Source organism: Starkeya sp. ORNL1, from assembly GCF_012971745.1.
GTDB lineage: Bacteria > Pseudomonadota > Alphaproteobacteria > Rhizobiales > Xanthobacteraceae > Ancylobacter.
Window position 1 is genome coordinate 3,756,789 of sequence record NZ_CP048834.1, and the last position, 26,305, is coordinate 3,783,093.

Genomic DNA, 26,305 nt, shown 5'->3' on the forward strand with positions numbered 1-26,305 from the left:
TTTCGCCTAACGGGTCGGGACGGATGGGGCAAGGGGGCGATGACCTGGCGAGGCCTGTCCTACTCGTAGGCCAGCGCCACCACCGGATCGAGACCCGCGGCCTTGCGGGCCGGCAGGTAGCCGAAGATCAGCCCGGTGAGGAAGGCGCAGGCAAAGGCGAGCAGCGGCGGCAGCAGCGAGAGCAGCACATTGACGCCGAGCGCCTGCAAACCCAGCGCCGCGCCGAGGCCGAGCGCGACACCGACCGCGCCGCCGACGCCGCACACCACCAGCGCCTCGGTGTTGAACTGCAGCATGATGTTGGCGACGCGCGCGCCGGTGGCCATGCGGATGCCGATCTCCCGGGTTCGCTCGGTGACGCTCACCAGCATGATGTTCATCACCCCGATGCCGGCGACCAGCAGCGAGATCGCGGCGACGCAGCCGAGCACGATGGTCAGCGTGTTCTGCGTCGCCACCGCGGTCTCGAGGAACTGCGCGGTGTTGCGCACCTGGAAATCCTCGGCCTGGTGGCGGTCCGCGATGATGCGGGTGATCTTGGCCTCGATGGCCGGGATGTCGTCGGCGTTCTCGACCTTCACGGTCAGCGAGTTGAGGAAGCGGCGGCCGAACACCCGCATGAAGCCGGTGGAGAGCGGGATCAGCGCGGTGTCGTCCTGGTCCTGACCGAAGGCGTTGGCGCCCTTGCCGGACAAAATGCCGATCACCTCATAGGGCACGTTCTTGATGAGGATATATTTGCCGACCGGGTTGGCGCCTTCGCCGAACAGGTTGCGCACCACGGTCTGGCCCAGCACCACCACGGGGGCATAGGCCTTTACATCGTCGGCAGTGAACATCACGCCGCTCGCCAGCGGCCAATCCCGCGATTCGAGATAGTCGGCGGCGGTGCCGGTGACCGAGGTGAAATAATCCTCCGATCCGAAGCGCAGCGTGTAGCGCCCGCTGCGCTCCGGCGCGATGGCGGCGATGCCGGGAATAACCGCGAGCGCGTCGGAATCCTCCGGCAGCAGCGTGGCATTGTCGCCGCTGGTGCGGATGCCGGCGGCGCCGGGGCGCACGATCAGCAGGTTGGTGCCGATTTGCGAGATGCGCTCCAGCACCTGCGCCTTGCCGCCATCGCCCACCGCCAGCATGGTGATGACCGAAGCGACGCCGATGACGATGCCGAGCAATGTCAGCGCAGTGCGGAAGATGTTGGCGTGCATCGAGGAGAACGCCATCTTCACCGCCTCGGCGAGATCGGGCAGGAAGCGCGCGAGGCCGCCCCGCCCGAGGCCGCCGACCGCCTTCAGGCTGGCGCGCGGCGGCTCGGGGACGCGCCGCTCATCCTCGACGATGCGCCCGTCCTGGAAGCGCACGATGCGCCGTGCATGGGCGGCGACATCGGCGTCGTGGGTGATGAGGATGACGGTGTGGCCTTCGGCGTTCAGCTCGGTGAGCAGCGCCAGCACTTCCTCGCCGCTGTGGCTGTCGAGCGCGCCGGTCGGCTCGTCGGCGAGGATGACCGGGGCGGCGTTCATCAGCGCGCGGGCGATGGAAACCCGCTGCTGCTGGCCGCCGGAGAGCTGGCCGGGCCGGTGCTCGGTGCGATCGCCGAGGCCTAGCCGGGCCAGCAGGCGATGCGCCCGGGTCGAGCGATCATCCTTGCTGGCGCCGGCATAGATTGCGGGGATCTCGACATTCTCGGCGGCGGTCAGCGTCGGCAGCAGATTATAGCGCTGGAACACGAAGCCGAAGGTCGAGCAGCGCAATGCGGCAAGCTGGTCGGAATCGAGATCCGCGACATCGGTGCCGCCGACGCGGTAGCGGCCGGACGTCGGCCGGTCGAGGCAGCCAACGATGTTCATCAACGTCGACTTGCCGGAGCCGGACTGGCCGACAATGGCGATGAACTCGCCCGGCATGATCGACAGCGTCACCCGGTCGAGCGCGCGCACCACGGTCTCGCCGTTTGGATAGATGCGGCTGACATCCTCCAGCTCGACGATCGGGCGCAGGCTGGGGGCGCCTGTCGCGGCGGTCTCGTTGCGGAGTGCGATCTCGCTCATGGCGTCGCCGCTCAGCCGAGGCGCGGCATCATGGGCGGGCGGCCCTGCGGGCGGCCACCCTCGCCGCCGGCCGGGCCATTGCCGGTGATGACGCGGTCGCCGACCTTGAGGCCGTCGAGCACCTGCGTCATCGAGCGGTTGGAGAGGCCGGTACGCACCCGCCGCGGCTCGACCGCGCCGGTCTCGGTAACGACGCGCACGGTGTGCCCGCCATTGCGGCCGGGCCGTAGCGCCGGCGTCGGCACCAGCATCACGCTCTTGGCCTCGCCGAGCCGGAAGAACACCTGCGCCGTCATGTTGGTCATCAGCGTCAGGTCGTCGTTCGGCACGTCGATCAGGACGTTGTAGAGCACCACGTCGTTGACGATGGTCGGCGTCGGCTCGATCTGGCGCACCGTGCCATCCCAGCGCCGGTCCGGCAGGCCGAGCGTCGAGAAATAGGCCTGGGTGCCGACCTTGATCCTCGGAATATCGCCTTCCGCGACCTGCGCGGTCACGGTCATGGTCTCGAGGTCGGCAATGCGCAGTACGATGGGCGCGCTCTGGTTGGCGTTCAGCGTCTGGCCTTCGCGGGCGGTGATCGAGACCACGGTACCGTCCATCGGCGCATAGATCTTGGTGTAGCCAAGATTGGCGACGTCGCCGTCGAGCGTCGCCTGGGTCTGCGCGATCTGCGCCTTCAGGGCATCGATCTTGGCTTCGCTGATCCGCTCGGTGGCATCCGCTGCATCCGCTGCATCCTTGCTGCCGGTCTGGTTCTTGAGGAGCTGCTGGGCGCGGTCGTTACGCAGCTTGTCGAGAGTGAGTTGCGCCTGCGCCTGCGCCAGTTGGGCGCGCAGATTGTCGAGGCTGGCGCGATCGCCGGCAACGCGGGTCTGGTAGACGGTGGGGTCGATCTCGGCGAGCAGGTCATCCTTCTTCACCAGGTCGCCGACATCCGGCTTGATGGTGCGCAGCTGGCCGGAGACCTGGGTGCCGACATCGACATAGGTCTTCGGCTGCATGTTGGCGATGGCGGTGACGCTGGTCTCGATGTCGCCGAGTTCCACCGCCGCGGTCTCGAATGCGGGCGTCGACGGCGCCCGCTCGGCGCGCTGGTAGACATAGAAGCCAGCGCCCGCGGCGAGGGCGGCGAGCAGCAGCGCATAGGGCCAGCGCCGCCGGCGTGGACGCAGCGCCGTCGTCTCGTCCCAACCGCCTTCAGCCCGTTGCAGCATGACCCCAGCCCTTCGCGCACAATCCCGCGTAATGAGTTGGTTAGACTGGAATAACAGGCGAACCAAATGAATTCGCGGTAAGATTCCGAGAGTTCAGCGCGAGATTTCAGGAGCCGCCGGGGCGGTATTCACCCGTCGCCGGATCGCGCCTCAGGGTCTGTTGTCCGCTGCGTTGCTCTACCGTGCCGGTGCCGCGGCGGGCTTCGTCAAGCTCTGCATTGATGCGGCGGGATTCCCGCGAGAGCAGCCTCGCCAGGGCAGCGGCGCCGATGGCCCCGATGGCGACGATGATGAAAGGCGGCATTTTCTCCGATCCCTAAAGTCCGTAGCGGCTCCACAAGGCACGTTCCTCGGCGGCGGCGACCAGCCCGTCAGCGGCGCCGGCCCCCAACCCGACCGGGTCGAGGCCCATGACGCCCGGCGTGCGCCGGCCAAACAGGCCGCCGCCGGACGCGACCAGCGGAGTGACGACCTTGTCGCCATAGCGTGCCTTCAGATGCGTCCGAAGTTCGCCCGTGGCGTCGATCAGTCCGTATTCCAGCGCCTGCCCGGCCGCCCAGAATTCGCCGGAGAACACGGCTTTCTCGGGACCGACCAGCACCGAACCACGCCGTTCCTTCACCAGATCGACGAAACGCGCATGGATCTCGCGCTGCAGCGTCTTCAGCTTCTTGATGTCGTCGGGCTTTTCGGGCTGGAACGGATCGAGGATCACCTTGCGCTCGCCGGCGGTGTAGACGCGCCGGTCGATGCCGAGCTTCTCGATCGCCTTGTCGAAGCCGAAACCGGCGCTGACCACGCCGATCGAGCCGATGATCGAGAACGGATCGGCCACGATCTCGTCGGCCGCGCAGGCCAGCATGTAGCCGCCGGAAGCCGCGACATCCTCGACAAAGGCGATGACCGGGAGCTTCTTCTCCTCGGCCAGCAGGCGGATGCGCTTGTAGACGAGATGGGACTGCACCGGCGAGCCGCCGGGCGAATTGATCACCAGCGCCACCGCCTTGGCGCCCTTCACCGCGAAGGCGCGGTCCAGCGTCTTCGCCACATTGGCGAAGGTGATGCCGGGCCGGAACGGCGTCGCCATGCCGATGGCGCCGTGCAGCCGCACCACCGGAACGATGGCGGTGCCGGCGCGCATGCGGACGGGAAGCAGCGGCTCGACGCTGCGGCGAAGCTTCATGAGGAGGGAAGGTTCGGACATACAAGCAGAAATAGGCCGGCGCGGGACCATCCTCAAGCACCGGCGCCTGTTTTCATCATTCCGGAGCGGCCGAAGGGCTAAATCCCCTCCCCGCCGCGCAATACCCGCTCCGCCGCCTCGCTCGGGCGGCCCGATGCGTCGGCCAGCACCAAGCCGGGCAACAGGCTCGGCGGGGTGCGGCGACCCTTCAGCGCGGTGATGAGGATGCGGATCGCCGGCGCATCGGGCAAGGGATGCACCGGGCGGATCGCCGCCGCGCCGAAGCGGCCCTTGAGAGCGGCCAGCACCGCCTCCAGCGCTTCCGGCCGATGGATCAGGCAGAGCCGGCCGGCGGCACCCAGCAAGCGATCGGCGGCGCGCACCCATTCCTCCAGCACGGCATCGGCACCCATATGGGCGCGCGCCCGCCGCTCGTACGGCGAGACCCGGTGGCGGGCGGGATCATTGAAGGGCGGGTTCATCAGCACCGTATCGGCGCTGCCCATCGCAGGCGCGGCCGGCCCCGAGGCACGGCCGAGCAATGCCACATCCGCTGTCACCACCTCGATGCGCCCACTGAGGTCCGGCTGCTGCCGGGCGGCGTTCTGACGCGCCAACGCGGCAATGGCCGGGTCGATCTCCACCAGCACGACCCGCGCTTCCGGTACCCGTGCCGCCAGCGCAAGGCCGGCGGAGCCGACGCCGGCGCCGAGATCGATCGCGTGGCGCGCCTCCACCGGCACGCTGGCGGCCAGCAGCAGCGCATCATGGCCGACACGGTGGCCCTTGGCCGGCTGCAGCAGGCGCAGCCGCCCGCCGAGCACGGCGTCGTCGGTGATATCGGGAGTTTCGCCGGTCAAGGAGGTGTCAGTCCGCCAGCACGTGGCCGAGGCCCGCCTCGGCGAGCAGGTCGCGGGCGCGGCGCAGATAATCCTCCTCCACCATGAGCCGTCGCGGCAGCAGGCCGATCGAGCCTTCGAGCGCGCTCATATGGCCGTCCGCGACATAATGGGGAATGCGCGCGGCCTTCAGCAGCGCCTCCACCGCGGAGATCAGGACGAGGTCATTGGTGCGCAGCAGTTCACGCATGCGTGCATCATGTCACGCACAAGCACCGGGCGCGAGGATAAAGCCACAGTGGCGCAGCAACTTCGCTCCGCAACCGCCTGAGCATCCCGCCGCCGGCCCGCCCCCCTTGATGTGCGTGCGCACTCCTCCTTATGGTGCGCCCGCAGGCGTACTGCCCCCGGGCACGCGCCTCGCCAATATGTCGAGGAAATCCCCGTGGCCGTCGTCCTGCCCTTCGATCCCATCGCCGAACCCTCGCTGGAGGGCATCATCGAGCTCGTCCGCGCCGACATGGAACGCGTCAATGCGCTGATCCTGTCGCGCACCGGCTCGGAGGTGACGATGATCCCGGAGGTGGCGAATCATCTGATTTCCTCCGGCGGCAAGCGGCTGCGCCCGATGCTCACCCTCGCCACCGCCGAGCTCGCCGCCTATCAGGGCGATGGCGACGTGAAGCTCGCCGCCGCGGTCGAGTTCATGCACACCGCGACGCTGCTGCATGACGACGTGGTCGACGACAGCGAGATGCGCCGCGGCAAGCTCGCCGCCCGCATGCTGTGGGGCAACGAGGCGAGCGTGCTGGTCGGCGACTTCCTGCTCGGCCAGGCATTCCGCATGATGGTCGAGGTGGGCAGCATGCGTGCTCTCGACATCCTCTCCACCGCCGCCGTGGTGATCGCCGAGGGCGAGGTCGCCCAGCTCGCCGCGGCCAAGAACACCGCGACCACCGAGGACGAATATCTCGCCGTGATCCGCGGCAAGACCGCCGAGCTGTTCGGCGCCGCCTCCGAGGTCGGGCCGGTGATCGGCGGGTTGAGCAAGGCCGAGCAGGCCGCCTGCCGCAGCTATGGCATGAATCTCGGCATCGCCTTCCAGCTGGTCGACGATGCGCTGGATTATGGTGGCTCGCGCGCCAAGCTCGGCAAGAATGTCGGCGACGATTTCCGCGAGGGCAAGATCACGCTGCCGATCGTGCTGGCGTTCCGCCGCGGCGGCGACGAGGAGCGCACCTTCTGGAAGCGCTGTCTCGAGGAGGGCGAGATCACCGACGGCGATCTGGAGCACGCCATGGAATTGCTCGCCCGGCACAGGGCGTTGACCGACACCGTCGACCGCGCCCGGCATTACGGCGCCATCGCCAAGGACGCGCTCGGCCTGTTCCCCGACGGGCCGGCGAAGAGCGCACTGCTCGACGTGGTAGATTTCTGCGTGGCGCGGGCGCGGTAGCACTTCGCTGTCATCCCGGCCGAAGGCGAAGCCGCAGAGCCGGGATCGCGTGACGAAAGTGCGCACCTTATTCTGCACGCGATCCCGGCTCGCGCCTGCGGCGCGTCCGGGATGACGGCTGATTGTTCGGGATGACGGCCAATTGGAGTGTCTACCCGCGCGGCCCGAACACCACGACGGCTGCACCCACAACGCAGATCACCCCACCGATCAGGTCCCAGCGGTCCGGCCGGAAGCCTTCCACCGCCCACAGCCAGGCGAGCGACGCCGCGACATAGACCCCGCCATAGGCGGCGAAGGCGCGGCCGGCGGCTTGCGCATCGACGAAGGTGAGCAGCCAGGCGAAGGCGATGAGGCTCGCCACGCCCGGCGCCAGCCAGAGTGCGGAGGCGCCGTTGCGCACCACCGCCCAGAAGGCGAAGCAGCCGGCGATCTCGGCAAAAGCGGCGAGCACGAAAGCGAGCGGCGTGGTCATCGGTGAATGCTCATCCCAGTACGGTCGGCTTCACCCACCATACGGGATACGTCGCCTTCACCAGCCTGGCGGCGCGGGCCGCGGCGCGGCAATCATCATAGAGCGCGAACATGGTGGCGCCCGAGCCGGACATGCGGACGAGGCGATGGCCGGGTGTCGCCTCCAGCGCACCCGCCACGTCCGCCAATACCGGGGCAAGACGGTGGGCGGGCGGTTCGAGGTCGTTGGGCTCGCCCTGGAGAAAGGCCAGCAGTTCGCCGCGATCTGCCGGCGGCGGGCCCGGCACCGAGGCGCGCACCTCACCGGGCTGCAGCGCCAGCAGCCGGAACACCGCGGCAGTGGAGACCGGCACGCGCGGATTGACCAGCACCATGCCGAACCGCGGCAGCGTCACCGGAGCGACGCCCTCGCCGCGCCCGGTCATCAGGCAGGCGGTGCCATTGAGGCAGGCGGGAATGTCCGAACCGGTTTCCAGCGCCGCTTCGCGCAGCCGCGGATCGTCGGCAGCGAGTCCGTTCAGCCGCGCCAGCAGCCGCAGCGCCGCCGCCGCATCCGCCGAGCCGCCGCCAAGCCCGGCCGCTACCGGCAAATGCTTCACCAGATGGAAATGCCCGCTCGCCAGCCCCGGCACCTTCGCGGCCAGCGCGGTCGCGGCGCGCAGCACGAGATTGTCCGCCTCCGCACCGGCCTCCGCCGCGTTCGGCCCACCCACCGTCAGGCCCAATGGACCCGGCTCGAGCGACAGCCGGTCGCCGGTACCGGCAAAGGCGACGAGGCTGACGAGTTCATGATAGCCGTCGGCGCGCCGGCCGAGCACGCGGAGGCTGAGATTCACCTTGGCGGGTGCGCGCTCATGGAGTGCTGCGGCACCGACGGAAAGCGGGAGGGAGAGCGACATCACGCGCTTATGCGATCCATGCCGCGGCGCCGCAAGTATCACGGCTTGCGCGAAACAGCGATTTCGCTATATAAGCCACGCATCCTTCATATCTCATAGCGATCTGAAAAGGTCGAATTGAGAGTGGGTTCCGACGCCGGGGCCCGCTCTTTTTGCATTCGGCCGCTTCTGCCGAACGGGGACCATGACCGAGACCAACGTCGCCGCAACCATAGATGCCACTCTGGACGAGCCGCGCCTCATCACCGAGGCGGGCCCGGCGGCGCGTGTCGCCGCCATTGTCGAGCCGGTGTTGAACGGCCTCGGCTTCCGGCTGGTGCGGGTGCGTCTTTCGGGCCGCGACGGCATCACCTTGCAGATCATGGCCGAGCGGCCGGACGGCAGCTTCGGCATCGACGAGTGCGAGGCGTCGAGCCGCGCCATCTCCCCGGTGCTCGATGTCGAGGATCCGATCTCCGGCGCCTACCATCTCGAAATGTCCTCGCCCGGCATCGACCGGCCCTTGATGCGGTTCAGCGACTTCCTGCGCTGGTCCGGCCACGAGGTGAAAATCGAGATGGCGATACCGTTCGATGGCCGCAAGCGCTTCCGCGGCCTGCTGCTCGGCGCCGAGGACGGCCACGCCATCGTGCGCATCTCGGACGCGCCGGCCGATGCGCCCGACACCTTCCGGCTGCCGATCGCCGATATCGGCGAAGCGCGTCTCGTCATGACCGATGCGCTGATCCGCGAAGCATTGCGGCGCGACAAGGCGCTGCGCGAAGGCGACGACGAGGACGATAGCGACGACGAAAGCGGCACCGAGGAAGCGGGCGAGGAAATCGCCGTCCGCATCCTGCCGCCGAAGAAGATGCCGGTGAAGAAGGACGCGAAGAGTCCGTGGGCCGGCAAGCCCGTCGCCAAGCACGCAAACAAGAATTCGCCCACCAAGAATCCGCCCGGCAAACCTGGCCGGAAATCCACCGCGAAGGAGACGCACTGATGGCTGTCGTCAGCGCAAACCGGCTCGAACTGCTCCAGATCGCCGATGCGGTCGCCCGTGAGAAGTCGATTGACCGGGGCATCGTCATCGCCGCCATGGAAGACGCGATCGCGAAAGCGGCGCGCTCTCGCTATGGCGCCGAGACCGACATCCATGCGGAAATCAATCCGCGCACCGGCGAACTGCGTCTCGCGCGCCATCTGCTGGTAGTCGAGCAGGTCGAGAATTCCGCCATCGAGATCGATCTGCCCGGCGCCCGCCGGCTGAACCCGGCCGCGCAGATCGGCGATTCCATCGCCGACACGCTGCCGCCGTTCGATTTCGGCCGCATCGCTGCGCAGTCGGCCAAGCAGGTCATCGTGCAGAAGGTGCGCGAGGCCGAGCGTGACCGTCAGTATGACGAGTACAAGGACCGCATCGGCGAGATCGTGAACGGCGCGGTGAAGCGCGTCGAATACGGCAACGTCGTCGTCGATCTCGGCCGCGGCGAAGGCTCGCTGCGCCGTGACGAGCTGCTGCCGCGCGAAATCTTCAAGACCGGCGACCGTATCCGCGCCTATGTCTATGACGTGCGCCGCGAGCCGCGCGGCCCGCAGATCTTCCTGTCGCGCACCCATCCGCAGTTCATGGCGAAGCTGTTCGCGCAGGAAGTGCCGGAAATCTATGACGGCATCGTCGAGATCCGCGCGGTCGCCCGCGACCCCGGCTCGCGCGCCAAGATCGCCGTGGTCTCGCGCGATTCCTCGGTCGATCCGGTCGGCGCCTGCGTCGGCATGCGCGGCTCGCGCGTGCAGGCTGTGGTGAACGAGCTGCAGGGCGAGAAGATCGACATCATCCCGTGGTCGCCGGACGTTGCAACCTTCATCGTCAATGCGCTGGCCCCGGCGGAAGTCGTGAAGGTGGTGCTCGACGAGGACCGCGAGCGTATTGAAGTCGTGGTCCCGGATGCCCAATTGTCTCTCGCCATCGGCCGCCGCGGCCAGAATGTGCGCCTCGCCTCCCAGCTTACCGGCTGGGACATCGACATCATGACCGAGGCGGAAGAGAGCGAGCGGCGGCAGAAGGAATTCGCCGAGCGTACCAAGATGTTCGCCGAGGCCCTCGACCTCGACGAGATGATGGGCCAGTTGCTGGCCTCCGAAGGCTTCGCCACCGTCGAAGAGCTGGCCTATGTGCCGCTCAACGAGCTGTCGAGCATCGAAGGCTTCGACGAAGATACCGCGCAGGAGCTGCAGAACCGGGCGCAGAACTATCTTGCCCGGATCGAAGCGGATTATGACGAGCGCCGCCGCGCGCTGGGCGTCGAGGACGAACTTCGCGAGGTCGAGGGCGTCACCTCGCCGATGCTGGTCGCGTTCGGCGAGAACGACATCAAGACGATCGAGGACCTCGCGGGCTGCGCCACCGATGACCTCATCGGCTGGACCGAGCGCAAGGATGGCGAGACCATCCGCATCGCCGGTGCGCTGGAAGGCTTCGGGCTTTCCCGCGAGGAGGCCGAAGCGCTGGTCATGCGGGCCCGCGTCAAGGCCGGCTGGATCACCGAGGAAGACCTTGCCGGCCCGGCCGGCGAGGAGACGCTCGGCGACGAAGCCGAGCAACAGGGCTAAAGGAGACGACGACCGGCATGCTGGCGGTGCGCGACGAGGCGATGATGGATGACGAGACCGATGCCGGACCCGGCACCGGCCGCGGCGTCGTCACGCGCCTGTGCATCGCCACGCGGGACGTGAAGCCGGTCGACGAATTGCTGCGCTTCGTGGTGGCGCCGGACGGCACGCTGGTGCCGGACCTCGCCGCCAGATTGCCGGGCCGCGGCGCCTGGGTCACCGCGACCCGGTCCGCCGTTACCGACGCAATCAAGAAGAAGGCCTTTGGCCGTGCCTTCAAGGGCAAGGCCAAGGCGCCGGATGCGGGTCTTCCCGATCTGGTGGAAGGCCTGCTGGAGAAGGACGCGCTCGCTGCTCTCGCGCTCGCCAACAAGGCGGGCAAGCTGGTGGCGGGCAATATGAAAGTGACGGAAGCCCTCCAGGGGGGCGAGGTTTCCGTGCTGCTGCACGCAGCCGATGCCAAGGCCGACGGGGTGTCGAAGCTCGACTCCCTGGCGCGCCGTGTCGGCGCGGACACGGGCCGCGAAATCACACGCGTGCGGTGTCTCGACGGAGCGCAATTGGACTTGGCGCTTGGCCGGGCAAATGTGGTACATGCTGCGCTGCTCGCGCACGGAACGAGCGCGGGCTTTGTCTCGCGCACCAGAAGGCTCGAGCGCTGGCGGGCCGGATAAGCAAGCTGGCGCGCAGGGTTGATGCATCCCCGCATGAGGCGCGGATGCTCAGGAACGGATACCGAATGACCGATACGAAGAATCCAGGCGAGAAGACGATGGGCGTTGGTCAAGGGGTCGGCCAGGGTGGCAAGACCCTCACGCTCAAGCGGCCTGTTGAGCAGGGCGTCGTCCGCCAGAGCTTCAGCCATGGGCGGTCCAAGTCCGTCGTGGTGGAGAAAGTAAAGCGCCGGGAAATCGGTCCGGGCGCCGGGACAGGTGTGCCTACTGGCGTGAGCGCGGGCGACAAGCCCAGGCCGCCGGTCGCGAGTGCGCCGAGCGCTCCCGCCGCCGCGCCCCAGGCCACGGCATCCCAGGCCGCCACATCCCAGGCCACGCGCCCCGCTGCTGCCCAGGCCGCGCGCCCCGCCGCTGTGCCCTCGGCCCAGCCGACGCGTGCTGCTGCCGCTCCTTCGGCAGCGGCCGCACCTGCGCGCGCCCCGGCCCCGCCGCCGAACCGCACCGTGCAATCGCCCGGGGCCAACATCTCCGGCCCGCGCCCGGCTCCCTCCGGCTCGCGCCCCGGCGGCGTCGTGCTGCGTTCGCTGACCGAGGAAGAGGCCCGCGCCCGCACCGCCGCGCTCCAGGATGCCCGCGTCCGCGAGGCTGAGGAACGCCGCATCGCGGAAGAGGAAGCCCGCCGCCGCGCCGAGCGCGAAGCCCGCGAAAAGATCGAGCGCGAGGCCGCCGAGGCTCGCAAGCGCGAGGAAGAAGCCCGCCGCGCCTTCGAGGAAGAGGCCAAGCGCAAGTCCGAGCAGGAGGCGCGCAAGCGCTTCGGCGACGATGCCCCGCAGCAGCCGGCGGCCGCTGCCGCCGCGCCGGGTGCCCCGGCAGCCCGTGCGCCGCAGCCGGCTCCCGGCAATGCGCCGGCCGTCGTCGGCGCACCGCGGGTCGCCACGCCGCGCAGCGCAGCGTCCATGGAATCCGAGGAGGAGGAACGCCGTCCCGTTCGTCGCGGGCCCGGTGGCGCTCCGGCGCGTCCCGCTCCCCCGCCGAAGCCGACCCGTCCGGCCGTCGGCGCGGAGAAGAATCGCGGCCGCCTGACGCTCGTCACCGCGCTGTCCGGTGACGACGAGCGCCAGCGCTCGCTCGCCTCGTACCGTCGCCGCAACCAGCGCATGAGCGGCCATCGGCAGGCCGAGGTAAAGGAAAAGATCGCCCGCGAGGTCATCGTCCCAGAGACGATCTCGATCCAGGAACTCGCCAACCGCATGGCGGAGCGCGCGGTCGACGTCATCCGCCTGCTGATGCGCCAGGGCCAGATGGTGAAGATCACCGACGTGATCGACGCCGACACCGCCCAGCTGATCGCCGAGGAACTCGGCCACAGCGTGCGCCGCGTTGCCGAATCCGACGTCGAAGAGGGCCTGTTCGACACCCCCGACGCGCCGGAGACGCTGGAATCGCGCCCGCCGGTCGTGACCATCATGGGCCATGTCGACCACGGCAAGACCTCGCTGCTCGACGCCATCCGCAAGGCGAATGTCGTCTCCGGCGAGGCCGGCGGCATCACCCAGCACATCGGCGCCTATCAGGTCACCTCGCCGCTCGGCGGCAAGATCACCTTCATCGACACGCCCGGCCACGCCGCGTTCACCGCGATGCGCGCCCGCGGCGCGAAGGTGACGGACATCGTGGTGCTGGTGGTGGCGGCGGACGACGGCGTGATGCCGCAGACCGTCGAGGCCATCAACCACGCCCGCGCGGCGAAGGTGCCGCTGATCGTCGCCATCAACAAGATCGACAAGCCGGACGCGAAGCCCGAGCGCGTGCGCACCGAGCTGCTGCAGTACGAAGTGCAGGTGGAAAGCCTCGGCGGCGAGACCCTCGAAGTCGAGGTCTCCGCCAAGGCGCACACCAATCTCGACAAGCTGCTGGAACTCATCAGCCTGCAGTCGGAAGTGCTCGACCTGAAGGCCAACCCGGATCGCGACGCCGAAGGCACCGTGATCGAGGCCAAGCTCGACCGCGGCCGTGGTCCGGTGGCGACCGTGCTGGTGCAGCGCGGCACGCTGCATGGCGGCGACATCGTGGTGGCCGGCGCCGAATGGGGCCGTGTCCGCGCGCTGATCTCCGACACCGGCGCGCCGGTGGAATCCGCCGGCCCGTCCTTCCCGGTCGAGGTGCTCGGCTTCAACGGCACGCCGGAGGCGGGCGACCGTCTTGCGGTGGTCGAGAGCGAAGCCCGCGCCCGCGAGGTCACCGACTATCGCCAGCGCCAGAAGCGCGAGAAGGCGGCGGCCCGTTCCGCCACCGTCCGCGGCTCGCTGGAGCAGATGATGAGCCAGGCCAAGACGGCCGGGCGGAAGGAATTCCCGCTCATCATCAAGGGCGACGTGTCGGGTTCGGTGGAAGCGATCATCTCCTCGCTGGAGAAGCTCGGCACCGACGAGGTGCAGGCCCGGATCATCCATTCCGGCGCCGGCGGCGTGAACGAGAGCGACATCACGCTTGCCGAGACGGCGGGCGCGGCGATCATCGCCTTCAATGTCCGCGCCAACAAGGAAGCCCGCGAGGCGGCCGAGCGCGCCGGCATCGAGATCCGCTACTACAACATCATCTACGACCTCGTGGATGACGTGAAGCTGGCGATGGGCGGCCTGCTCGCCCCGGTGAAGCGCGAGACCATGCTGGGCAACGCGGTGATCCTCGAGATCTTCGCCGTGTCGAAGGTCGGCAAGGTCGCCGGCTGCCGCGTCACCGACGGTACGGTGGAGCGCGGCCAGCATGTCCGCCTGATCCGCGACAACGTCGTGATCCACGAAGGCAAGCTCGCCACGCTGAACCGCTTCAAGGATGCGGTGAACGTGGTGCAGGCCGGCCAGGAGTGCGGCATGTCCTTCGAGAACTACCAGGACATGCGCGCCGGCGACGTGATCGAGTGCTACCGCGTCGAGGTGGTGCAGCGTACGCTGTGAGTTGAAGCCTCTTCCGACGGGATGGCGCGCGATTCTCGCGCCATCAGGAATGTGACGCGCCCGCGCGGTCCGAGCCCGCGCGACGCGACATCCAGTGCCGACGTGCAGCCGTTCTTCTGACGCCACGTTTGTCGGGATGACCCTGAAGCCCGCCGGTATCCCGGCGGGCTCGGTGATGACTCTTCCGCTCGGACAACATCATCCGCCACGCCGGGCAACCGGCGGGGTGCAGCAACGGTTTAGGTCCGATGCCTTCGAACACCGCCGCCGGCGGCAGCTATGATCTGCGCTACAGCCTGGAGCGCGCCGACATCGGCGCCTTCCAGACCTGTGCGCACACGCTGAGCGGCATTCGCAAGCTGCTCTACCTCGCGCCGCTGGTGGCTGTCGCCGTACTCATCGATATGGCAAAGGACACCGCGGGCGGCGCTGCACTGGGCCTGGCGAATGAATGGACGCGCTACGGCGTGACCGCGAGCGCAGTAATCGTGCTCGCGATCCTGATGACGCTGTTCCGCAAGCTTGCGCTGGCGCGCGCCGTGCGGCTCGCCAGCGTGTCGCCCGGCGAAACCCGCCTCCTCGCCAATTCGGCCGGCGTGCGCATCAGCGACGACGCCGGCCATCGCGCTCATGGCTGGGATGCGATCCGCTCCGTGGTGCGCGGCGATGAGCACGTCTTCCTGATGACCGCACCAACGCAGGCGATCATCGTGCCGCTTCGCGCCTTCGCCAATTACGACGAGATGCTGCGCTTCTCCGTCGTCGCCGATGAAGCGGCGCGGGAAGCGCGGGCGCCCACGCCGCTGGCGCGGGTGCCCGGGAACGATAATAAGAAAGGATATTCGACATGAAACGCGGTTCCCACACCGCTGCCGCCACCGGTCCCTCGCAGCGCCAGTTGCGCGTCGGCGAGCTGGTGCGCCATGCGCTGGCCGAGGTGCTGGCGCGGGGCGACCACGCGGACCCGGCGCTCGGCAAGACGCTCATCACCGTACCCGAAGTGCGGATGAGCCCGGATCTCAAGATCGCGACCTGTTACGTCATGCCGCTTGGTGGCAAGGACGAGAAAAAGGTGGTCGCGGCCTTGGAAGCCAATGCCAAGCCGCTGCGCGGCGAGGTCGGCCGTCGCCTCGAGCTGAAATTCATTCCGGAACTTCGTTTCCGCCTCGACACTTCGTTCGACGAGGGGGCGCGCATCGATGCGCTGCTGCGCTCGCCGGACGTTGCCCGCGACCTCGACGACAAGAACAATCTCGACGACAAGAACGACGGAGACGACGAATGAATGCGCCTGCTGAGGCGATCGAGGCCCGCCCGCCCGAGAAGAAGCGCCGCCCGAAGCGCGACATCGATGGCTGGGTGCTGCTCGACAAGCCGGTCGGCATGACCTCGACCCAGGCGGTCGGGGCGGTGAAATGGCTGTTCTCGGCCAAGAAGGCCGGCCATGCCGGCACGCTCGATCCGCTCGCCTCCGGCTGCCTGCCGATCGCGCTCGGCGAGGCGACCAAGACCGTGCCGTTCGTGATGGACAGCCGCAAGGTCTACCGCTTCACCGTGCGCTTCGGCGTCGAGACCGATACCGACGACGCCGAGGGCAAGCCGGTCGCGACCTCCGAGGTGCGCCCGACGCGCGAGGCGATCCTCGATGCGCTCGGTGCCTTCCGCGGCGAGATCCAGCAGACGCCGCCGGCCTATTCGGCGCTGAAGATCAATGGCGAGCGCGCCTATGACCTTGCCCGCGAGGGTATCGTCGTCGAGCTCGCGCCGCGCACTGTCATCGTCCATCGGCTTGAGCTCGTGGCGATGCCGGACGACGACCATGCGGTGTTCGAGGCGGAATGCGGCAAGGGCACCTATGTGCGTTCCATCGCCCGCGACCTCGGCCGGGTTCTCGGCTCGCGCGGCCATATCTCGGCGCTGCGCCGCACCTGCGTCGGCACCTTCGAGGAGACGTTGCTGGTGCCGCTCGATGCACTGCGCGCCACCTCCGAGGCCAATGGCGACGCCGCGCCGATGGAGGCGCTGCGTCCGGTCGGCATCGGCCTGGAGACGCTGCCCGCCTTGCGTGTCAGCCCGGCCGACGCCGCGCGGCTCGCCCGCGGACAGAGCATCATCCTGCGCGGGCGCGACGCGCCGATCATCGAGGGCTTCGTCGCGGTGATGGCGTCGGGCCGGCTGGTGGCGCTCGGCGAAGGGGAAGGCGGCGAAGTTCATCCGCGCCGCATCTTCCATTCGGGGGCGGTGGGGTGAATTCTTCATTTCCCTCTCCCGTTGGGGAGAGGGGGTTAGAATCGCATTGCATACACGCCGCTAGCCATACTGGCGTTTTCGTGTATGTTGCCCGCGCGTTGCGGACCTGCCGTCCGCGCGACCCTTAGCTATTTCGACCGTGCTGGACGACATCCCGGCCCGGCCGAAGCGCGGGGGCGAACGTGGCCCTAACGGGCGTTCGCTCATCTGAGACCCTGAACCAGAAAGGATGCCCGATGTCGATCACTGCCGAGCGCAAGCAGGCGCTCATCACCGAGTATGCTACCAAGCCGGGCGATACCGGCTCCGCCGAAGTCCAGGTTGCGATCCTCACCGAGCGCATTTCCAACCTGACCGAGCACTTCAAGGGCCACGCCAAGGACAACCATTCGCGCCGTGGCCTGCTCAAGATGGTTTCCGCGCGCCGCGGTCTCCTCGACTATCTCAAGAAGACCGAGGAAGCGCGCTACAAGAGCCTGATCGGGCGGCTGGGCATCCGCCGCTGATCATATTACCGGGCGGGCCGGGGGCAAAAGCCTCCGCCCGCCCGTATTGCATGGGCCTGAGGCCCACCTGATACGCGCATCGGATGGTCCGGTGCGCGAAGACCATACGAGCGGCGGGCATGGGGCTCGCCGCGTCCGATTAGAAGCGGCGGCCATGGCAGGATCGCCGGAGGCTGACACCCGGAACGCCCCGGACCATGCAGCCTCTCGCCGTCTTGCCCATGGCCTCCGCTTCGGAAAGCCAGAGACAGACATGTTCGACATTCACCGCGAGGAACTCGACTGGGGCGGGCGCACGCTCACCCTCGAGACCGGCAAGATGGCGCGCCAGGCGGATGGCGCCGTGCTCGCGAAATACGGCGACACCACCGTGCTCGCCACCGTGGTTTCGGCCAAGGCGCCGAAGGCGGGCCAGGACTTCTTCCCGCTCACCGTCAATTACCAGGAAAAGGCCTATGCTGCGGGGCGCATTCCCGGCGGCTATTTCAAGCGCGAAGGCCGGCCGTCGGAGAAGGAGACGCTGGTCTCCCGCCTGATCGACCGCCCGATCCGCCCGCTGTTCCCGGATGGGTACAAGAACGACACCCAGGTCGTCATCACCGTCCTCTCGCACGACCTCGAGAACGACCCCGACATCGTCTCCATGGTCGCCGCCTCCGCCGCGCTCACGCTCTCCGGCGTGCCCTTCATGGGCCCGGTCGGCGCCGCCCGGGTCGGCTTCATCGACAATGAGTATGTGCTGAACCCGACCGTCGACGAGTTGAAGGATTCGTCGCTGGAACTCGTGGTCGCCGGCACCGCCGACGCCGTGCTGATGGTCGAATCCGAAGCCAAGGAACTCCCCGAGGAGGTCATGCTCGGCTCGGTGATGTTCGGCCACCGCCACTTCCAGCCGGTGATCGACGCCATCATCCGTCTCGCCGAGAAGGCCGCCAAGGAGCCTCGCGACTTCCAGGCGCCGGATCATTCGGCGCTGGAGACCGAGCTGCGCGGCCTGATCGAGGCCGATCTGCGCGCCGCCTACAAGATCGCCCGCAAGCAGGATCGCTACGACGCCGTCGGCGCCGCCAAGGCCAAGGCCAAGGAGCACTACGCTGCGCTCGCCGCCGAGGGCAAGGATGTGCCGGACGGGCAGACCCTGTCCGAGGTGCTGAAGGAACTCGAAGCCAAGATCGTACGCTGGACCATCCTCGACGATGGGATCCGCATCGACGGCCGCGACACCAAGACCGTCCGCCCGATCGTGGCGGAAGCCGGCGTGCTGCCGCGCACCCACGGCTCGGCGCTGTTCACTCGCGGCGAGACGCAGGCCCTGGTGGTCGCCACTCTCGGCACCGGCGAGGACGAGCAGTTCATCGACAGCCTGGAAGGCACCTACAAGGAGCGCTTCCTGCTGCACTACAACTTCCCGCCCTTCTCGGTCGGCGAGACCGGCCGCATGGGCTCGCCCGGCCGCCGCGAAATCGGCCACGGCAAGCTCGCCTGGCGCGCCCTTCGCCCGGTGCTGCCGCCGCAGCACGAGTTCCCCTACACGCTGCGCGCGGTCTCGGAGATCCTGGAGTCGAACGGCTCCTCCTCCATGGCGACGGTCTGCGGCACCTCGCTGGCGCTGATGGATGCCGGCGTGCCGCTGCGCCGCCCGGTGGCGGGCATCGCAATGGGCCTCATCCTCGAGGGTGAGAAGTTCGCGGTGCTCTCCGACATCCTCGGCGACGAGGATCATCTCGGCGACATGGACTTCAAGGTTGCGGGCACCGACAAGGGCGTCACCGCGCTGCAGATGGACATCAAGATCGCCGGCATCACCGAAGAGATCATGAAGGTCGCCCTCACCCAGGCGAAGGACGGCCGCTTGCACATCCTCGGCGAGATGAGCAAGGCGCTGTCCGGCGCCCGCGCCGAGCTCGGCGAGCATGCCCCGCGCATCGAGGTGATCCAGATCCCGGTCGACAAGATCCGCGAAGTCATCGGGTCGGGCGGCAAGGTGATCCGCGAGATCGTCGAGAAGACCGGCGCCAAGATCAATATCGAGGACGACGGCACCGTGAAGGTGGCCTCGGCTTCGGGCGAGTCGATCAAGGCGGCACTGAACTGGATCAAGTCGATCGCCTCCGAGCCGGAGATCGGCCAGATCTATGACGGCACCGTCGTGAAGGTGGTCGATTTCGGCGCCTTCGTGAACTTCTTCGGCGCCAAGGATGGCCTGGTCCACATTTCGCAGCTCACCAAGGAGCGCGTGGGCAAGACCTCCGACGTCGTCAAGGAAGGCGACAAGGTGAAGGTGAAGCTGCTCGGCTTCGACGAGCGCGGCAAGACCCGCCTGTCGATGAAGGTCGTCGACCAGGAAACCGGCGAGGACCTCGAGGCCAAGACCAAGTCGGCGGAAGCCACCGAGGCCGGCGCCGCCGAGTAATCGGCATCGCAGCTACGGATTGAACGAGCGGGGCGCCTTCGGGCGCCCCGTTTCGTTTTGGTCGACATTTTGCGTGAACATCCTTCGAGGCTCGCTGCGCTCGCACCTCAGGATGAGGTGGTTTTCAGATGAACCTCATCCTGAGGTGCCCGGCGAAGCCGGGCCTCGAAGGATGCTCAAGCGGGGCGACGCTCTTTCGCATACCGCTTCCGCCGAAAGGCGGCTCGACAGGCCCCGACACTCATGATTAGAATAATTCTAATCTGAATGCCGTGAGCCTCGCTAATGAAGCGCCTTGCCGACCTCACCGAAGCGGAAGTCCTCGCCCTCGCCATCTCCAATGAGGAGGAGGACGCCCGCATCTATCTGCAGTTCGCCGGCCGGTTGAGGGCCGACTATCCCGCCTCGGCGGCGCTGTTCGAGCGCATGGCGGAGGAAGAGCACGGCCATCGCCACAGCCTGTTCGACCTCTATACGAGGAAGTTCGGCACCGAATTGCCCTACATCACACGGCAGGACGTGAAGGGCTTCTTCAAGCGCAATCCGATCTGGCTGCTCGACACGCTGCGCATCGACGCCGTGCGGCGGCAAGCCGAGTTCATGGAACTGGAGGCGGCGAGCTTCTACGCCAAGGCCGCCGAACGCGCCCATGACACCGATGTCCGCAAGCTGCTCGCCGACCTCGCCGAGGTGGAGAAGAAGCATGAGGACCTTGCGGCCCAGCTTGGCCAGCAGATCATCACCGGCGAGGTGAAGCGGGACGAGGACGCCACGGCGCATCGCCTCTTCGTCCTGCAGATCGTGCAGCCGGGGCTCGCCGGCCTGATCGACGGCTCGATCTCGACGCTGGCGCCGATCTTCGCCGCCGCCTTCGCCACGCAGAACAGCTGGGCCGCCTTCCTGGTCGGCCTCGCCGCTTCGCTCGGCGCCGGCATCAGCATGGGACTTACCGAGGCGCTGTCCGACGACGGCGAGATCACCGGCCGCGGCAGCCCGTGGCCGCGCGGCATCGCCTGCGGCGTCATGACGGCGGTGGGCGGGCTCGGCCACACGCTGCCCTATCTGATCCCGCATTTCTGGACGGCGACGGCGGTCGCCGGCGTGGTGGTCGCCTTCGAGCTCGCCGCCATCGCCTATGTGCGCTGGCGCTACATGGAGACGCCGTTCACCTCGGCCATCGTGCAGGTGGTGTTGGGCGGCCTGCTGGTGCTGTTCACCGGCATCTTCATCGGCAGTTCGTAAGCCCCTATTGGTAGGGCGCGAACGCCTGCCCGACGCCCGCGCTATCAAGCCCCGCGGCAAGGGCGAAGGTCAGCAGCAATCGCGCCTTCGGGCCTTGCAGGAAGCCGGCGGGGATGAGCCCGCGACTGACGAGGTCGATCTCCGAGCCGGGATAGCCATAGGTCCGGGTGAAGACCGGTCCGCCAAGAGTACGGCTCGCCAGTACCACCGGCATCGCCGCCGCCAGTTCGCCGGCGAGTTCGGCAACGGTGCCCGGCACATGGCCGGCGCCCATGCCTTCCAGCACCGCGCCCTTGAAACCGAGAGCAGGCAAAGCGCGGGCGAGGCGGCCATCATCGCCCATGGCGAACTTCAAGAGCGCGACCGGCGGCAATGCGGCGTCCGCGGGAAGCGCGAGCTTCGGCGTCGGCGCCACCCGCACGAGGAACCGCGCGCGACCTTCCACCACCAGCCCGAGCGGGCCGAGGAAGGGCGAGACGAAGGTCGAGGTCAGCGCGGTGTGCGCCTTGCGCACGAAGCGGGCGGCGTGGATCTCGTCGTTCAGCACCACCAGCGTGCCGAGCCCTCGCGCCTCAGCGCTCGTGGCGACGAGCGCGGCGGCGTAGAGATTGGCCGGCCCGTCGGCACCCGGCGCCTCGGCCCCGCGCATGGCGCCGATCACCACCACCGGGCGCTCATCATCGACCAGCAAATCGAGCGCGAACGCCGTCTCCTCGATGGTGTCGGTGCCCTGGATGACGATGGCGGCGTCAAACCCCTCATTGAATCCCGCACGGATTTCGCCCGCAACGGTCGCGACATTCTCGATGCTCAGCGACGAACTACCCACCCGAAAGGGAGAGCGTGCCTCGATCTCGGCGATGCCGGCCAGCGCCGGTACGGTGGCGACGAGATCGGCGGCGCCGAGCTTCGGCTGGATGCCGCCCGGCCCGCTCCCGGTCATGGTGATGGTGCCGCCGAGCGACAATACGAGCAGGCGAGGAAGCGGCATTGCAGGAGTTCCAGTGGATCAGGCGGCGAGCGGGCTGGCTTCCGGCACAATATCCGGCTTCGGCCCACCCGTCGCCCAATCCAGCAATTCGACGGTATGCAGGATGGGAATAGCCGTTCCGCCGCCGATCTGGGTGATGCAGCCGATATTGCCGGTGGCGATGATCTCGGGCGCGGTACGCTCGATGTTCGCCACCTTGCGCTCGCGCAGTTTCCCGGCGATCTCCGGCTGGAGGATGTTGTAGGTGCCGGCCGAGCCGCAGCACAAATGCCCTTCCGCCGGCTCCAGCACGGTGAAGCCGGCCGCGTTCAACAAGGCCTTCGGCGCGGTGCGCACCTTCTGGCCATGCTGCAGCGAGCAGGCGGCGTGATAGGCGACACGGCGCCCGCTCGCGATCACCGGCGCCGGCAGGCCGCGCTCGACCAGGAACTCGCTGATGTCCTTCGCCAGCGCCGAGACCCGGGCGGCGCGCTCGGCATAGGCCGGGTCGAGCCGCAGCATATGGCCGTAATCCTTGATCGTGGTGCCGCAGCCGGAGGTGGTGATGATGATCGCGTCCAGCCCCTCACCCTCGATCTCGCGTGACCAGGCGTCGACATTGGCGCGGGCATTGGCGAGCGCGTGGTCTTCCTTGCCCATGTGATGGGTAAGCGAGCCGCAGCACCCTGCGCCTTGCGGACGCAGCACCTCGACACCCATGCGGGTGAGCAGCCGGATGGCGGCTTCGTCGATTTGCGGGCGCAGCACCGGCTGGGCGCAGCCGTCCAGCATGGCGACGCGGGCGCGGCGCTGGCCGATTGGCGCGAAGCGACGCACGCCCTCGCCCGCCGAGCGGGTCACGGGGCGCGCCGGGGCGAGCTTCAGCATGGTGGCGAGCGGCTTCAAGGCGGCCACGCCCTCGAACAGGCCGGCGAAGGGCCGCGCCAGCATCGCTCCCGCCAGAGCGAGGCGGAAGCGGCCCCGATGCGGCAGCACATTCGCCAGCAGCCCACGCATCAGCCGGTCAGCGAGCGGGCGGCGATAGGTCGTCTCGATATGGTCGCGGGCGTGGTCGACCAGGTGCATGTAGTGCACCCCCGACGGACAAGTCGTCATGCACGACAGGCAGGAGAGGCAGCGATCGATGTGCTTCACCACTTCCTGCGTCGCCGGGCGATCATTCTCCAGCATGTCCTTGATGAGGTAGATGCGCCCGCGTGGCGAATCCAGCTCGTCGCCGAGCAGCACATAGGTCGGGCAAGTGGCGGTGCAGAAGCCGCAATGCACGCAGGCCCGCAGGATCTGGTCGGCATCGGCGACGTTCGGATCGGCGAGCTGGGCGAGGGTGAAATTGGTCTGCATGGCTCACATCCCCGCATACATGCGACCCGGGTTCAGCACCCGGCTCGGATCGAAGCTCTCCTTCATCCGGCGCACCAGCGCGCCGGTGATGGGATCGAGCGGCTGGAACACCTCGGTGGCGGCGCGGCGGTCGGCGCTGGCGCGGATCAAGGTGGCGTGGCCCCCCGACGCCCTCACGGCCGCGCGGATCAGCTCGGCACGCGGCTCGGCGTCCGGCAGCTCGATCCAGACCAGGCCGCCGGCCCAATCATAGAAGGCCGTGCCGCCGACATTGCGTGCCGCCGCCCCGATCGCGGCACCCTGCATCGGCGCGGTCGAGACGCGCCACACGGGCTTGGTCACACCATCCGCGAACGGCAGCACATCCCGCACCGCCATCCAGAACAACTCCGATGTCTCCGCCTCCAGCGCACTCAAGGCGCCAAACGGACCGAGCAGCGCTTCCAGCTTCGCCCGCCGGTGCCGGATCGACGGCGGCACGCCCTCGAGCCGCAGCGCGGTGACCGCCCGCCCGACGGCTGCCACCGCCGGCACTCGCGCGGCGATATCGGCCGGCAGGTGCGCGGCTCCGGAGACGTCGTAATAGGAACCGACCGCCGCACTCATCGCCTTGGCCGCGGTGGCATCGTCGAGGCCGAGGATGAGCAATGTCTGCGCCGTCTCCGGCCGCGGCAGCACCTTGATGGTCAGCTCGGTATAGGCGGCGAGCGTGCCGTAGGAGCCGGAGAGGCCGCGCGGCAGATCATAGCCGGTGACGTTCTTCACCACCCGCCCGCCGGCCTTGAACGCCTCGCCGCGCCCCGAGACCGCGCGCAGGCCGAGCGCATGGTCGCGGGCGGCGCCCGCGCTGGGACGGCGCGGGCCGGCGAGGTTGCAGGCCATCAGCCCGCCGAGCGTGCCGGCACCGCGCGGCCCGCCGAGCAGCGGACCGAAATCCATCGGCTCGAAGGCCAGCATCTGCCTAGCCTCCTTGAGCTGCGCCTCGATCTCGATCAGCGGCGTGCCGGCACGGGCGGAGAGCACCAGTTCCTCCGGCTCATAGAGCGTGACGCCGCTGAGCGCGGAGAGATCGAGCGTGGCGTCGGTCTGGATGTGCCGGCCGAGCGTGCGCTTCGAGCCGGCCCCGGCGACCTCCAGCGTGCGCCCTTCCGAGACGGCCCAGCGCACGACTTCCACAAGTTCGGCCTCGTCACGCGGCCGCAGGCGATCAGTCATGGAATCACTCCGCAAGCGCGGCGATGCGTGCCGCGTGCCTGTTGTGCTCGGCCACCACCGCCGGCAAATCGATGGTCACGATCTCGCCATTGGCCACCACCGGACGGCCGCCGACCACGGTCCAGGCCGCCGCCTGCGGCGCGCAGAACAGCGTCGCCGCGACCGGGTCGGCAAGGCCGCCGGCATAGCCGACATGATCGAGCCGGACGGCGAAGAAGTCGGCGCACTTGCCGGGCTCGAGCGAGCCGATGTCGCTGCGCCCCAGCACCGCGGCGCCGCCCAAAGTCGCCAGCTCCAGCGCCTCGCGGGCGGTCATCCATTCGCCGTCGCGTGACGGATCGGAGGTGGAGAGCGTGGTGTCCGGCCCCTCGGGCGGGCGCAGGCTCATCTTCAGCCGCGCCAGCAGCAGGGCCTGGCGGACCTCGCCGAGCATGTGGTTGCCATCATTGCTGGCGGAGCCGTCGACGCCGATGCCGACCTTTACCCCGGCGGCGCGATACGCCTTCACCGGGGCGATACCGGAGGCGAGGCGCATGTTCGAGGAAGGGCAATGGCAGACGCCGACTCCTGCGCCGGCGAAACATCCGATCTCGTGCGGGTTGATATGGATCGCGTGGGCGAACCACACATCGTCGCCGAGCCAGCCGAGCTCGTCCATATAGTCGACCGGCCGCTTGCCGAAGCGCTCCAGCGTGTAGCGCTCCTCATCGATGGTCTCGGCGAGGTGGGTGTGCAGGCGCACGCCATGGCGGCGGGCAATCGTCGCGCTCTCGCGCATCAGTTCGGCGGAGACCGAGAAGGGCGAGCAGGGCGCCAGCGCGATCTGCAGCATCGAGCCGGGCTTCGCGTCGTGATAGGCGCCTATCACCCGCTCGCTGTCGGCGAGAATGTCATCCTCATTCTCCACGCAATCGTCCGGCGGCAGGCCGCCGCGCGACTGGCCGAGCGACATCGAGCCACGCGAAACCATGAAGCGCACGCCGATCTCGCGGGCGGCGGCGATCTGGTCGTCGACCTTGCAGCCATTGCGGAACACATAGGCATGGTCGAAGGCGGTGGTGCAGCCGGACAAGGCCAGCTCCGCGAGGCCGACCAGCGTCGAAGTGCGCGAGGCCTCCGGCGTGCGCGCCGCCCAGAGCCGGTAGTGCGCCTTCAGCCAGCGGAACAGATTGATGTTCTGCGCCACCGGCAGGTTGCGAGTCAGGGTTTGGTCAAGGTGGTGATGGCAGTTCACCAGCCCCGGCAGCACCACATGGCCGGCGAGGTCGATCACCTGGTCGGCGCTTGCCGGCAAGGTCTCGCTCGGCCCTACCTGCTCGATCAGGCCATCGCGAGCGAACAGTCCGCCGCCGGAAATCTCGCGGCGCGCCCCGTCCATAGTGACGAGCACATGGGCGTTCTTCACGAGTAGCGTGGTCATCGGCAGCCCCCCGGCTTATGGAAATCATGTTCCGTCAGATACGCGTGGCCGCGCGGCGAAAGCCGGTAGCCGATATCGAGGCTCTCCGTCAGGCCGAGCTCCTTCAGCTTGCGGACATCGCGCTTGAAGGCGAGCGTCTCGCGCCCGAGCCCGGCGGCGAGCTCCGCAGCGCGGGTGCCGGGGCGTGAGCCGATGAGACGCAGCGCCGCATGGGTCCACGGCCCGCGCCGACTCGCGCCGTCGAGCCGGGCGAGATGCTCGGCCACCGCGTCGACGTCACCGGCTTGCTCGCGCAGCGACGCGCGCGGATCCTCACCGGCGAAGCGCAGGGCGATGCGGAACAGTGTGCCGTCGGGGCTGCCGAGTGAGGCCAGCAGCGCAGCGCGCGAGGCGAAGCCCGCGGCCGGTGCATCGTGCTCGGACACCGCGGCCTCGGCGATCGGCGTGACATCGACGATCTCGACGACGCCAGCCATCGTACGCAGGCGCGCACCGGGCTTCACCGCCGCCCGCTTCCAGCGCCTGAATGCCAGCGTGACCCGCCCGCCGACGATGCCTTCCGCCATGGCTCGCCTGAACAACATC

General features: G+C 68.5%; 24 protein-coding genes. 11 read left to right on the plus strand and 13 right to left on the minus strand.

The genetic code is table 11. The features are described from left to right. Positions 1–59: 59 nt before the first annotated feature. The 6 genes from G3545_RS17855 to G3545_RS17880 form a co-directional block, all read right to left on the minus strand. On the minus strand, positions 60–2,051 hold the full coding sequence (locus G3545_RS17855) for a MacB family efflux pump subunit (RefSeq protein ID WP_170014617.1): 1,992 nt from the start codon (positions 2,049–2,051) through the stop codon (positions 60–62). 11 nt (positions 2,052–2,062) lie between these two features. Then, a complete protein-coding gene (locus G3545_RS17860; protein WP_170014618.1) occupies positions 2,063–3,268 on the minus strand; it encodes an efflux RND transporter periplasmic adaptor subunit in 1,206 nt (401 codons plus the stop codon). Between the two features lie 106 nt (positions 3,269–3,374). After that, complete coding sequence (locus tag G3545_RS17865; RefSeq protein WP_170014619.1) at positions 3,375–3,572, minus strand: hypothetical protein; 198 nt, start codon at positions 3,570–3,572, stop codon at positions 3,375–3,377. Between the two features lie 12 nt (positions 3,573–3,584). After that, on the minus strand, positions 3,585–4,451 hold the full coding sequence (locus G3545_RS17870) for a S49 family peptidase (RefSeq protein ID WP_246702462.1): 867 nt from the start codon (positions 4,449–4,451) through the stop codon (positions 3,585–3,587). Positions 4,452–4,549: 98 nt separating this feature from the next. Continuing rightward, on the minus strand, positions 4,550–5,311 hold the full coding sequence (locus G3545_RS17875; protein WP_246702463.1) for a methyltransferase: 762 nt from the start codon (positions 5,309–5,311) through the stop codon (positions 4,550–4,552). A 7-nt stretch (positions 5,312–5,318) separates the two neighbouring features. Beyond that, entirely contained in the window at positions 5,319–5,540 is a 222-nt protein-coding gene (locus G3545_RS17880; RefSeq protein ID WP_170014621.1) for a DUF2007 domain-containing protein, read from the minus strand. Positions 5,541–5,735: 195 nt separating this feature from the next. Between G3545_RS17880 and G3545_RS17885 the strand changes: the two genes are divergently transcribed. After that, entirely contained in the window at positions 5,736–6,746 is a 1,011-nt protein-coding gene (locus G3545_RS17885) for a polyprenyl synthetase family protein (protein WP_170014622.1), read from the plus strand. A gap of 151 nt (positions 6,747–6,897) precedes the next feature. Here G3545_RS17885 and G3545_RS17890 read toward each other — a convergent pair whose 3' ends face one another. Then, on the minus strand, positions 6,898–7,221 hold the full coding sequence (locus tag G3545_RS17890; protein ID WP_170014623.1) for a YnfA family protein: 324 nt from the start codon (positions 7,219–7,221) through the stop codon (positions 6,898–6,900). Between the two features lie 10 nt (positions 7,222–7,231). Next, on the minus strand, positions 7,232–8,119 hold the full coding sequence (locus tag G3545_RS17895; RefSeq protein ID WP_170014624.1) for a 4-(cytidine 5'-diphospho)-2-C-methyl-D-erythritol kinase: 888 nt from the start codon (positions 8,117–8,119) through the stop codon (positions 7,232–7,234). 184 nt (positions 8,120–8,303) lie between these two features. Here G3545_RS17895 and rimP point away from each other — a divergent pair, with 184 nt between their 5' ends. The 10 genes from rimP to mbfA all read left to right on the plus strand — a co-directional run bounded on the left by rimP (position 8,304) and on the right by mbfA (position 20,753). Then, positions 8,304–9,101 (plus strand): ribosome maturation factor RimP, encoded by a 798-nt coding sequence (gene rimP / locus G3545_RS17900; RefSeq protein ID WP_170014625.1) that lies wholly within the window; start codon positions 8,304–8,306, stop codon positions 9,099–9,101. Beyond that, positions 9,101–10,711: a transcription termination factor NusA gene (nusA, locus tag G3545_RS17905; protein ID WP_170014626.1), complete on the plus strand. Its 1,611-nt coding sequence runs from the start codon at positions 9,101–9,103 to the stop codon at positions 10,709–10,711. The genes rimP and nusA overlap by 1 nt, the downstream gene beginning before the upstream one ends. Before the next feature lie 17 nt (positions 10,712–10,728). Beyond that, entirely contained in the window at positions 10,729–11,385 is a 657-nt protein-coding gene (locus tag G3545_RS17910; RefSeq protein ID WP_170014627.1) for an RNA-binding protein, read from the plus strand. A 65-nt stretch (positions 11,386–11,450) separates the two neighbouring features. Next, positions 11,451–14,342 carry a translation initiation factor IF-2 gene (gene infB, locus G3545_RS17915; RefSeq protein WP_170014628.1) on the plus strand — a complete coding sequence of 964 codons (2,892 nt, stop codon included), beginning with the start codon at positions 11,451–11,453 and terminating at the stop codon, positions 14,340–14,342. Positions 14,343–14,590: 248 nt separating this feature from the next. Continuing rightward, positions 14,591–15,193, plus strand: coding sequence for a YcxB family protein (locus G3545_RS17920; RefSeq protein ID WP_170014629.1), 603 nt, complete (start codon positions 14,591–14,593; stop codon positions 15,191–15,193). Continuing rightward, positions 15,190–15,627, plus strand: a complete 438-nt coding sequence (gene rbfA, locus G3545_RS17925) for a 30S ribosome-binding factor RbfA (protein WP_170014630.1) — start codon at positions 15,190–15,192, stop codon at positions 15,625–15,627. The genes G3545_RS17920 and rbfA overlap by 4 nt, the downstream gene beginning before the upstream one ends. Beyond that, complete coding sequence (gene truB, locus G3545_RS17930) at positions 15,624–16,592, plus strand: tRNA pseudouridine(55) synthase TruB (RefSeq protein WP_170014631.1); 969 nt, start codon at positions 15,624–15,626, stop codon at positions 16,590–16,592. The genes rbfA and truB overlap by 4 nt, the downstream gene beginning before the upstream one ends. Positions 16,593–16,774: 182 nt before the next feature. Then, positions 16,775–17,098, plus strand: a complete 324-nt coding sequence (gene rpsO / locus G3545_RS17935) for a 30S ribosomal protein S15 (protein ID WP_246702464.1) — start codon at positions 16,775–16,777, stop codon at positions 17,096–17,098. A 253-nt stretch (positions 17,099–17,351) separates the two neighbouring features. Next, the gene (pnp, locus tag G3545_RS17940) at positions 17,352–19,511 is read left to right on the plus strand and encodes a polyribonucleotide nucleotidyltransferase (protein ID WP_170014633.1); all 2,160 of its coding nucleotides are present in this window, start codon (positions 17,352–17,354) and stop codon (positions 19,509–19,511) included. A gap of 285 nt (positions 19,512–19,796) precedes the next feature. Further along, entirely contained in the window at positions 19,797–20,753 is a 957-nt protein-coding gene (gene mbfA / locus G3545_RS17945) for an iron exporter MbfA (protein ID WP_170014634.1), read from the plus strand. A gap of 4 nt (positions 20,754–20,757) precedes the next feature. On the opposite strand, the gene G3545_RS17950 is transcribed toward mbfA, so the two are convergent. From G3545_RS17950 to G3545_RS17970, 5 genes are read right to left on the minus strand one after another with little or no spacing between them, the layout of a single operon-like run. Further along, positions 20,758–21,744 (minus strand): asparaginase, encoded by a 987-nt coding sequence (locus tag G3545_RS17950; protein WP_170014635.1) that lies wholly within the window; start codon positions 21,742–21,744, stop codon positions 20,758–20,760. 18 nt (positions 21,745–21,762) lie between these two features. Beyond that, on the minus strand, positions 21,763–23,085 hold the full coding sequence (gene glcF / locus G3545_RS17955; RefSeq protein WP_170014636.1) for a glycolate oxidase subunit GlcF: 1,323 nt from the start codon (positions 23,083–23,085) through the stop codon (positions 21,763–21,765). A 3-nt stretch (positions 23,086–23,088) separates the two neighbouring features. After that, on the minus strand, positions 23,089–24,300 hold the full coding sequence (gene glcE, locus G3545_RS17960; RefSeq protein WP_170014637.1) for a glycolate oxidase subunit GlcE: 1,212 nt from the start codon (positions 24,298–24,300) through the stop codon (positions 23,089–23,091). A 4-nt stretch (positions 24,301–24,304) separates the two neighbouring features. Next, positions 24,305–25,720 carry an 8-oxoguanine deaminase gene (locus G3545_RS17965; RefSeq protein ID WP_170014638.1) on the minus strand — a complete coding sequence of 472 codons (1,416 nt, stop codon included), beginning with the start codon at positions 25,718–25,720 and terminating at the stop codon, positions 24,305–24,307. Then, positions 25,717–26,286: a hypothetical protein gene (locus G3545_RS17970; RefSeq protein ID WP_246702465.1), complete on the minus strand. Its 570-nt coding sequence runs from the start codon at positions 26,284–26,286 to the stop codon at positions 25,717–25,719. Before G3545_RS17970 ends, G3545_RS17965 begins: the two co-directional genes overlap by 4 nt. Between the last annotated feature and the right edge of the window lie 19 nt (positions 26,287–26,305).

Excerpts from the sequence above, each read along its gene's own strand:
- G3545_RS17970 (WP_246702465.1), bottom strand. The coding sequence starts at position 26,286 with ATGGCGGAAGGCATCGTCGGCGGGCGGGTCACGCTGGCATTCAGGCGC.
- glcF (WP_170014636.1), bottom strand. The coding sequence starts at position 23,085 with ATGCAGACCAATTTCACCCTCGCCCAGCTCGCCGATCCGAACGTCGCC.
- infB (WP_170014628.1), top strand. The coding sequence starts at position 11,451 with ATGACCGATACGAAGAATCCAGGCGAGAAGACGATGGGCGTTGGTCAA.
- G3545_RS17910 (WP_170014627.1), top strand. The coding sequence starts at position 10,729 with ATGCTGGCGGTGCGCGACGAGGCGATGATGGATGACGAGACCGATGCC.
- G3545_RS17895 (WP_170014624.1), bottom strand. The coding sequence starts at position 8,119 with ATGTCGCTCTCCCTCCCGCTTTCCGTCGGTGCCGCAGCACTCCATGAG.
- glcE (WP_170014637.1), bottom strand. The coding sequence starts at position 24,300 with ATGACTGATCGCCTGCGGCCGCGTGACGAGGCCGAACTTGTGGAAGTC.
- G3545_RS17965 (WP_170014638.1), bottom strand. The coding sequence starts at position 25,720 with ATGACCACGCTACTCGTGAAGAACGCCCATGTGCTCGTCACTATGGAC.
- pnp (WP_170014633.1), top strand. The coding sequence starts at position 17,352 with ATGTTCGACATTCACCGCGAGGAACTCGACTGGGGCGGGCGCACGCTC.
- truB (WP_170014631.1), top strand. The coding sequence starts at position 15,624 with ATGAATGCGCCTGCTGAGGCGATCGAGGCCCGCCCGCCCGAGAAGAAG.
- rbfA (WP_170014630.1), top strand. The coding sequence starts at position 15,190 with ATGAAACGCGGTTCCCACACCGCTGCCGCCACCGGTCCCTCGCAGCGC.
- G3545_RS17880 (WP_170014621.1), bottom strand. The coding sequence starts at position 5,540 with ATGCGTGAACTGCTGCGCACCAATGACCTCGTCCTGATCTCCGCGGTG.
- G3545_RS17860 (WP_170014618.1), bottom strand. The coding sequence starts at position 3,268 with ATGCTGCAACGGGCTGAAGGCGGTTGGGACGAGACGACGGCGCTGCGT.
- nusA (WP_170014626.1), top strand. The coding sequence starts at position 9,101 with ATGGCTGTCGTCAGCGCAAACCGGCTCGAACTGCTCCAGATCGCCGAT.
- G3545_RS17890 (WP_170014623.1), bottom strand. The coding sequence starts at position 7,221 with ATGACCACGCCGCTCGCTTTCGTGCTCGCCGCTTTTGCCGAGATCGCC.
- G3545_RS17950 (WP_170014635.1), bottom strand. The coding sequence starts at position 21,744 with ATGCCGCTTCCTCGCCTGCTCGTATTGTCGCTCGGCGGCACCATCACC.
- G3545_RS17855 (WP_170014617.1), bottom strand. The coding sequence starts at position 2,051 with ATGAGCGAGATCGCACTCCGCAACGAGACCGCCGCGACAGGCGCCCCC.
- G3545_RS17870 (WP_246702462.1), bottom strand. The coding sequence starts at position 4,451 with ATGAAGCTTCGCCGCAGCGTCGAGCCGCTGCTTCCCGTCCGCATGCGC.
- G3545_RS17865 (WP_170014619.1), bottom strand. The coding sequence starts at position 3,572 with ATGCCGCCTTTCATCATCGTCGCCATCGGGGCCATCGGCGCCGCTGCC.
- mbfA (WP_170014634.1), top strand. The coding sequence starts at position 19,797 with ATGAAGCGCCTTGCCGACCTCACCGAAGCGGAAGTCCTCGCCCTCGCC.
- G3545_RS17920 (WP_170014629.1), top strand. The coding sequence starts at position 14,591 with ATGCCTTCGAACACCGCCGCCGGCGGCAGCTATGATCTGCGCTACAGC.
- rimP (WP_170014625.1), top strand. The coding sequence starts at position 8,304 with ATGACCGAGACCAACGTCGCCGCAACCATAGATGCCACTCTGGACGAG.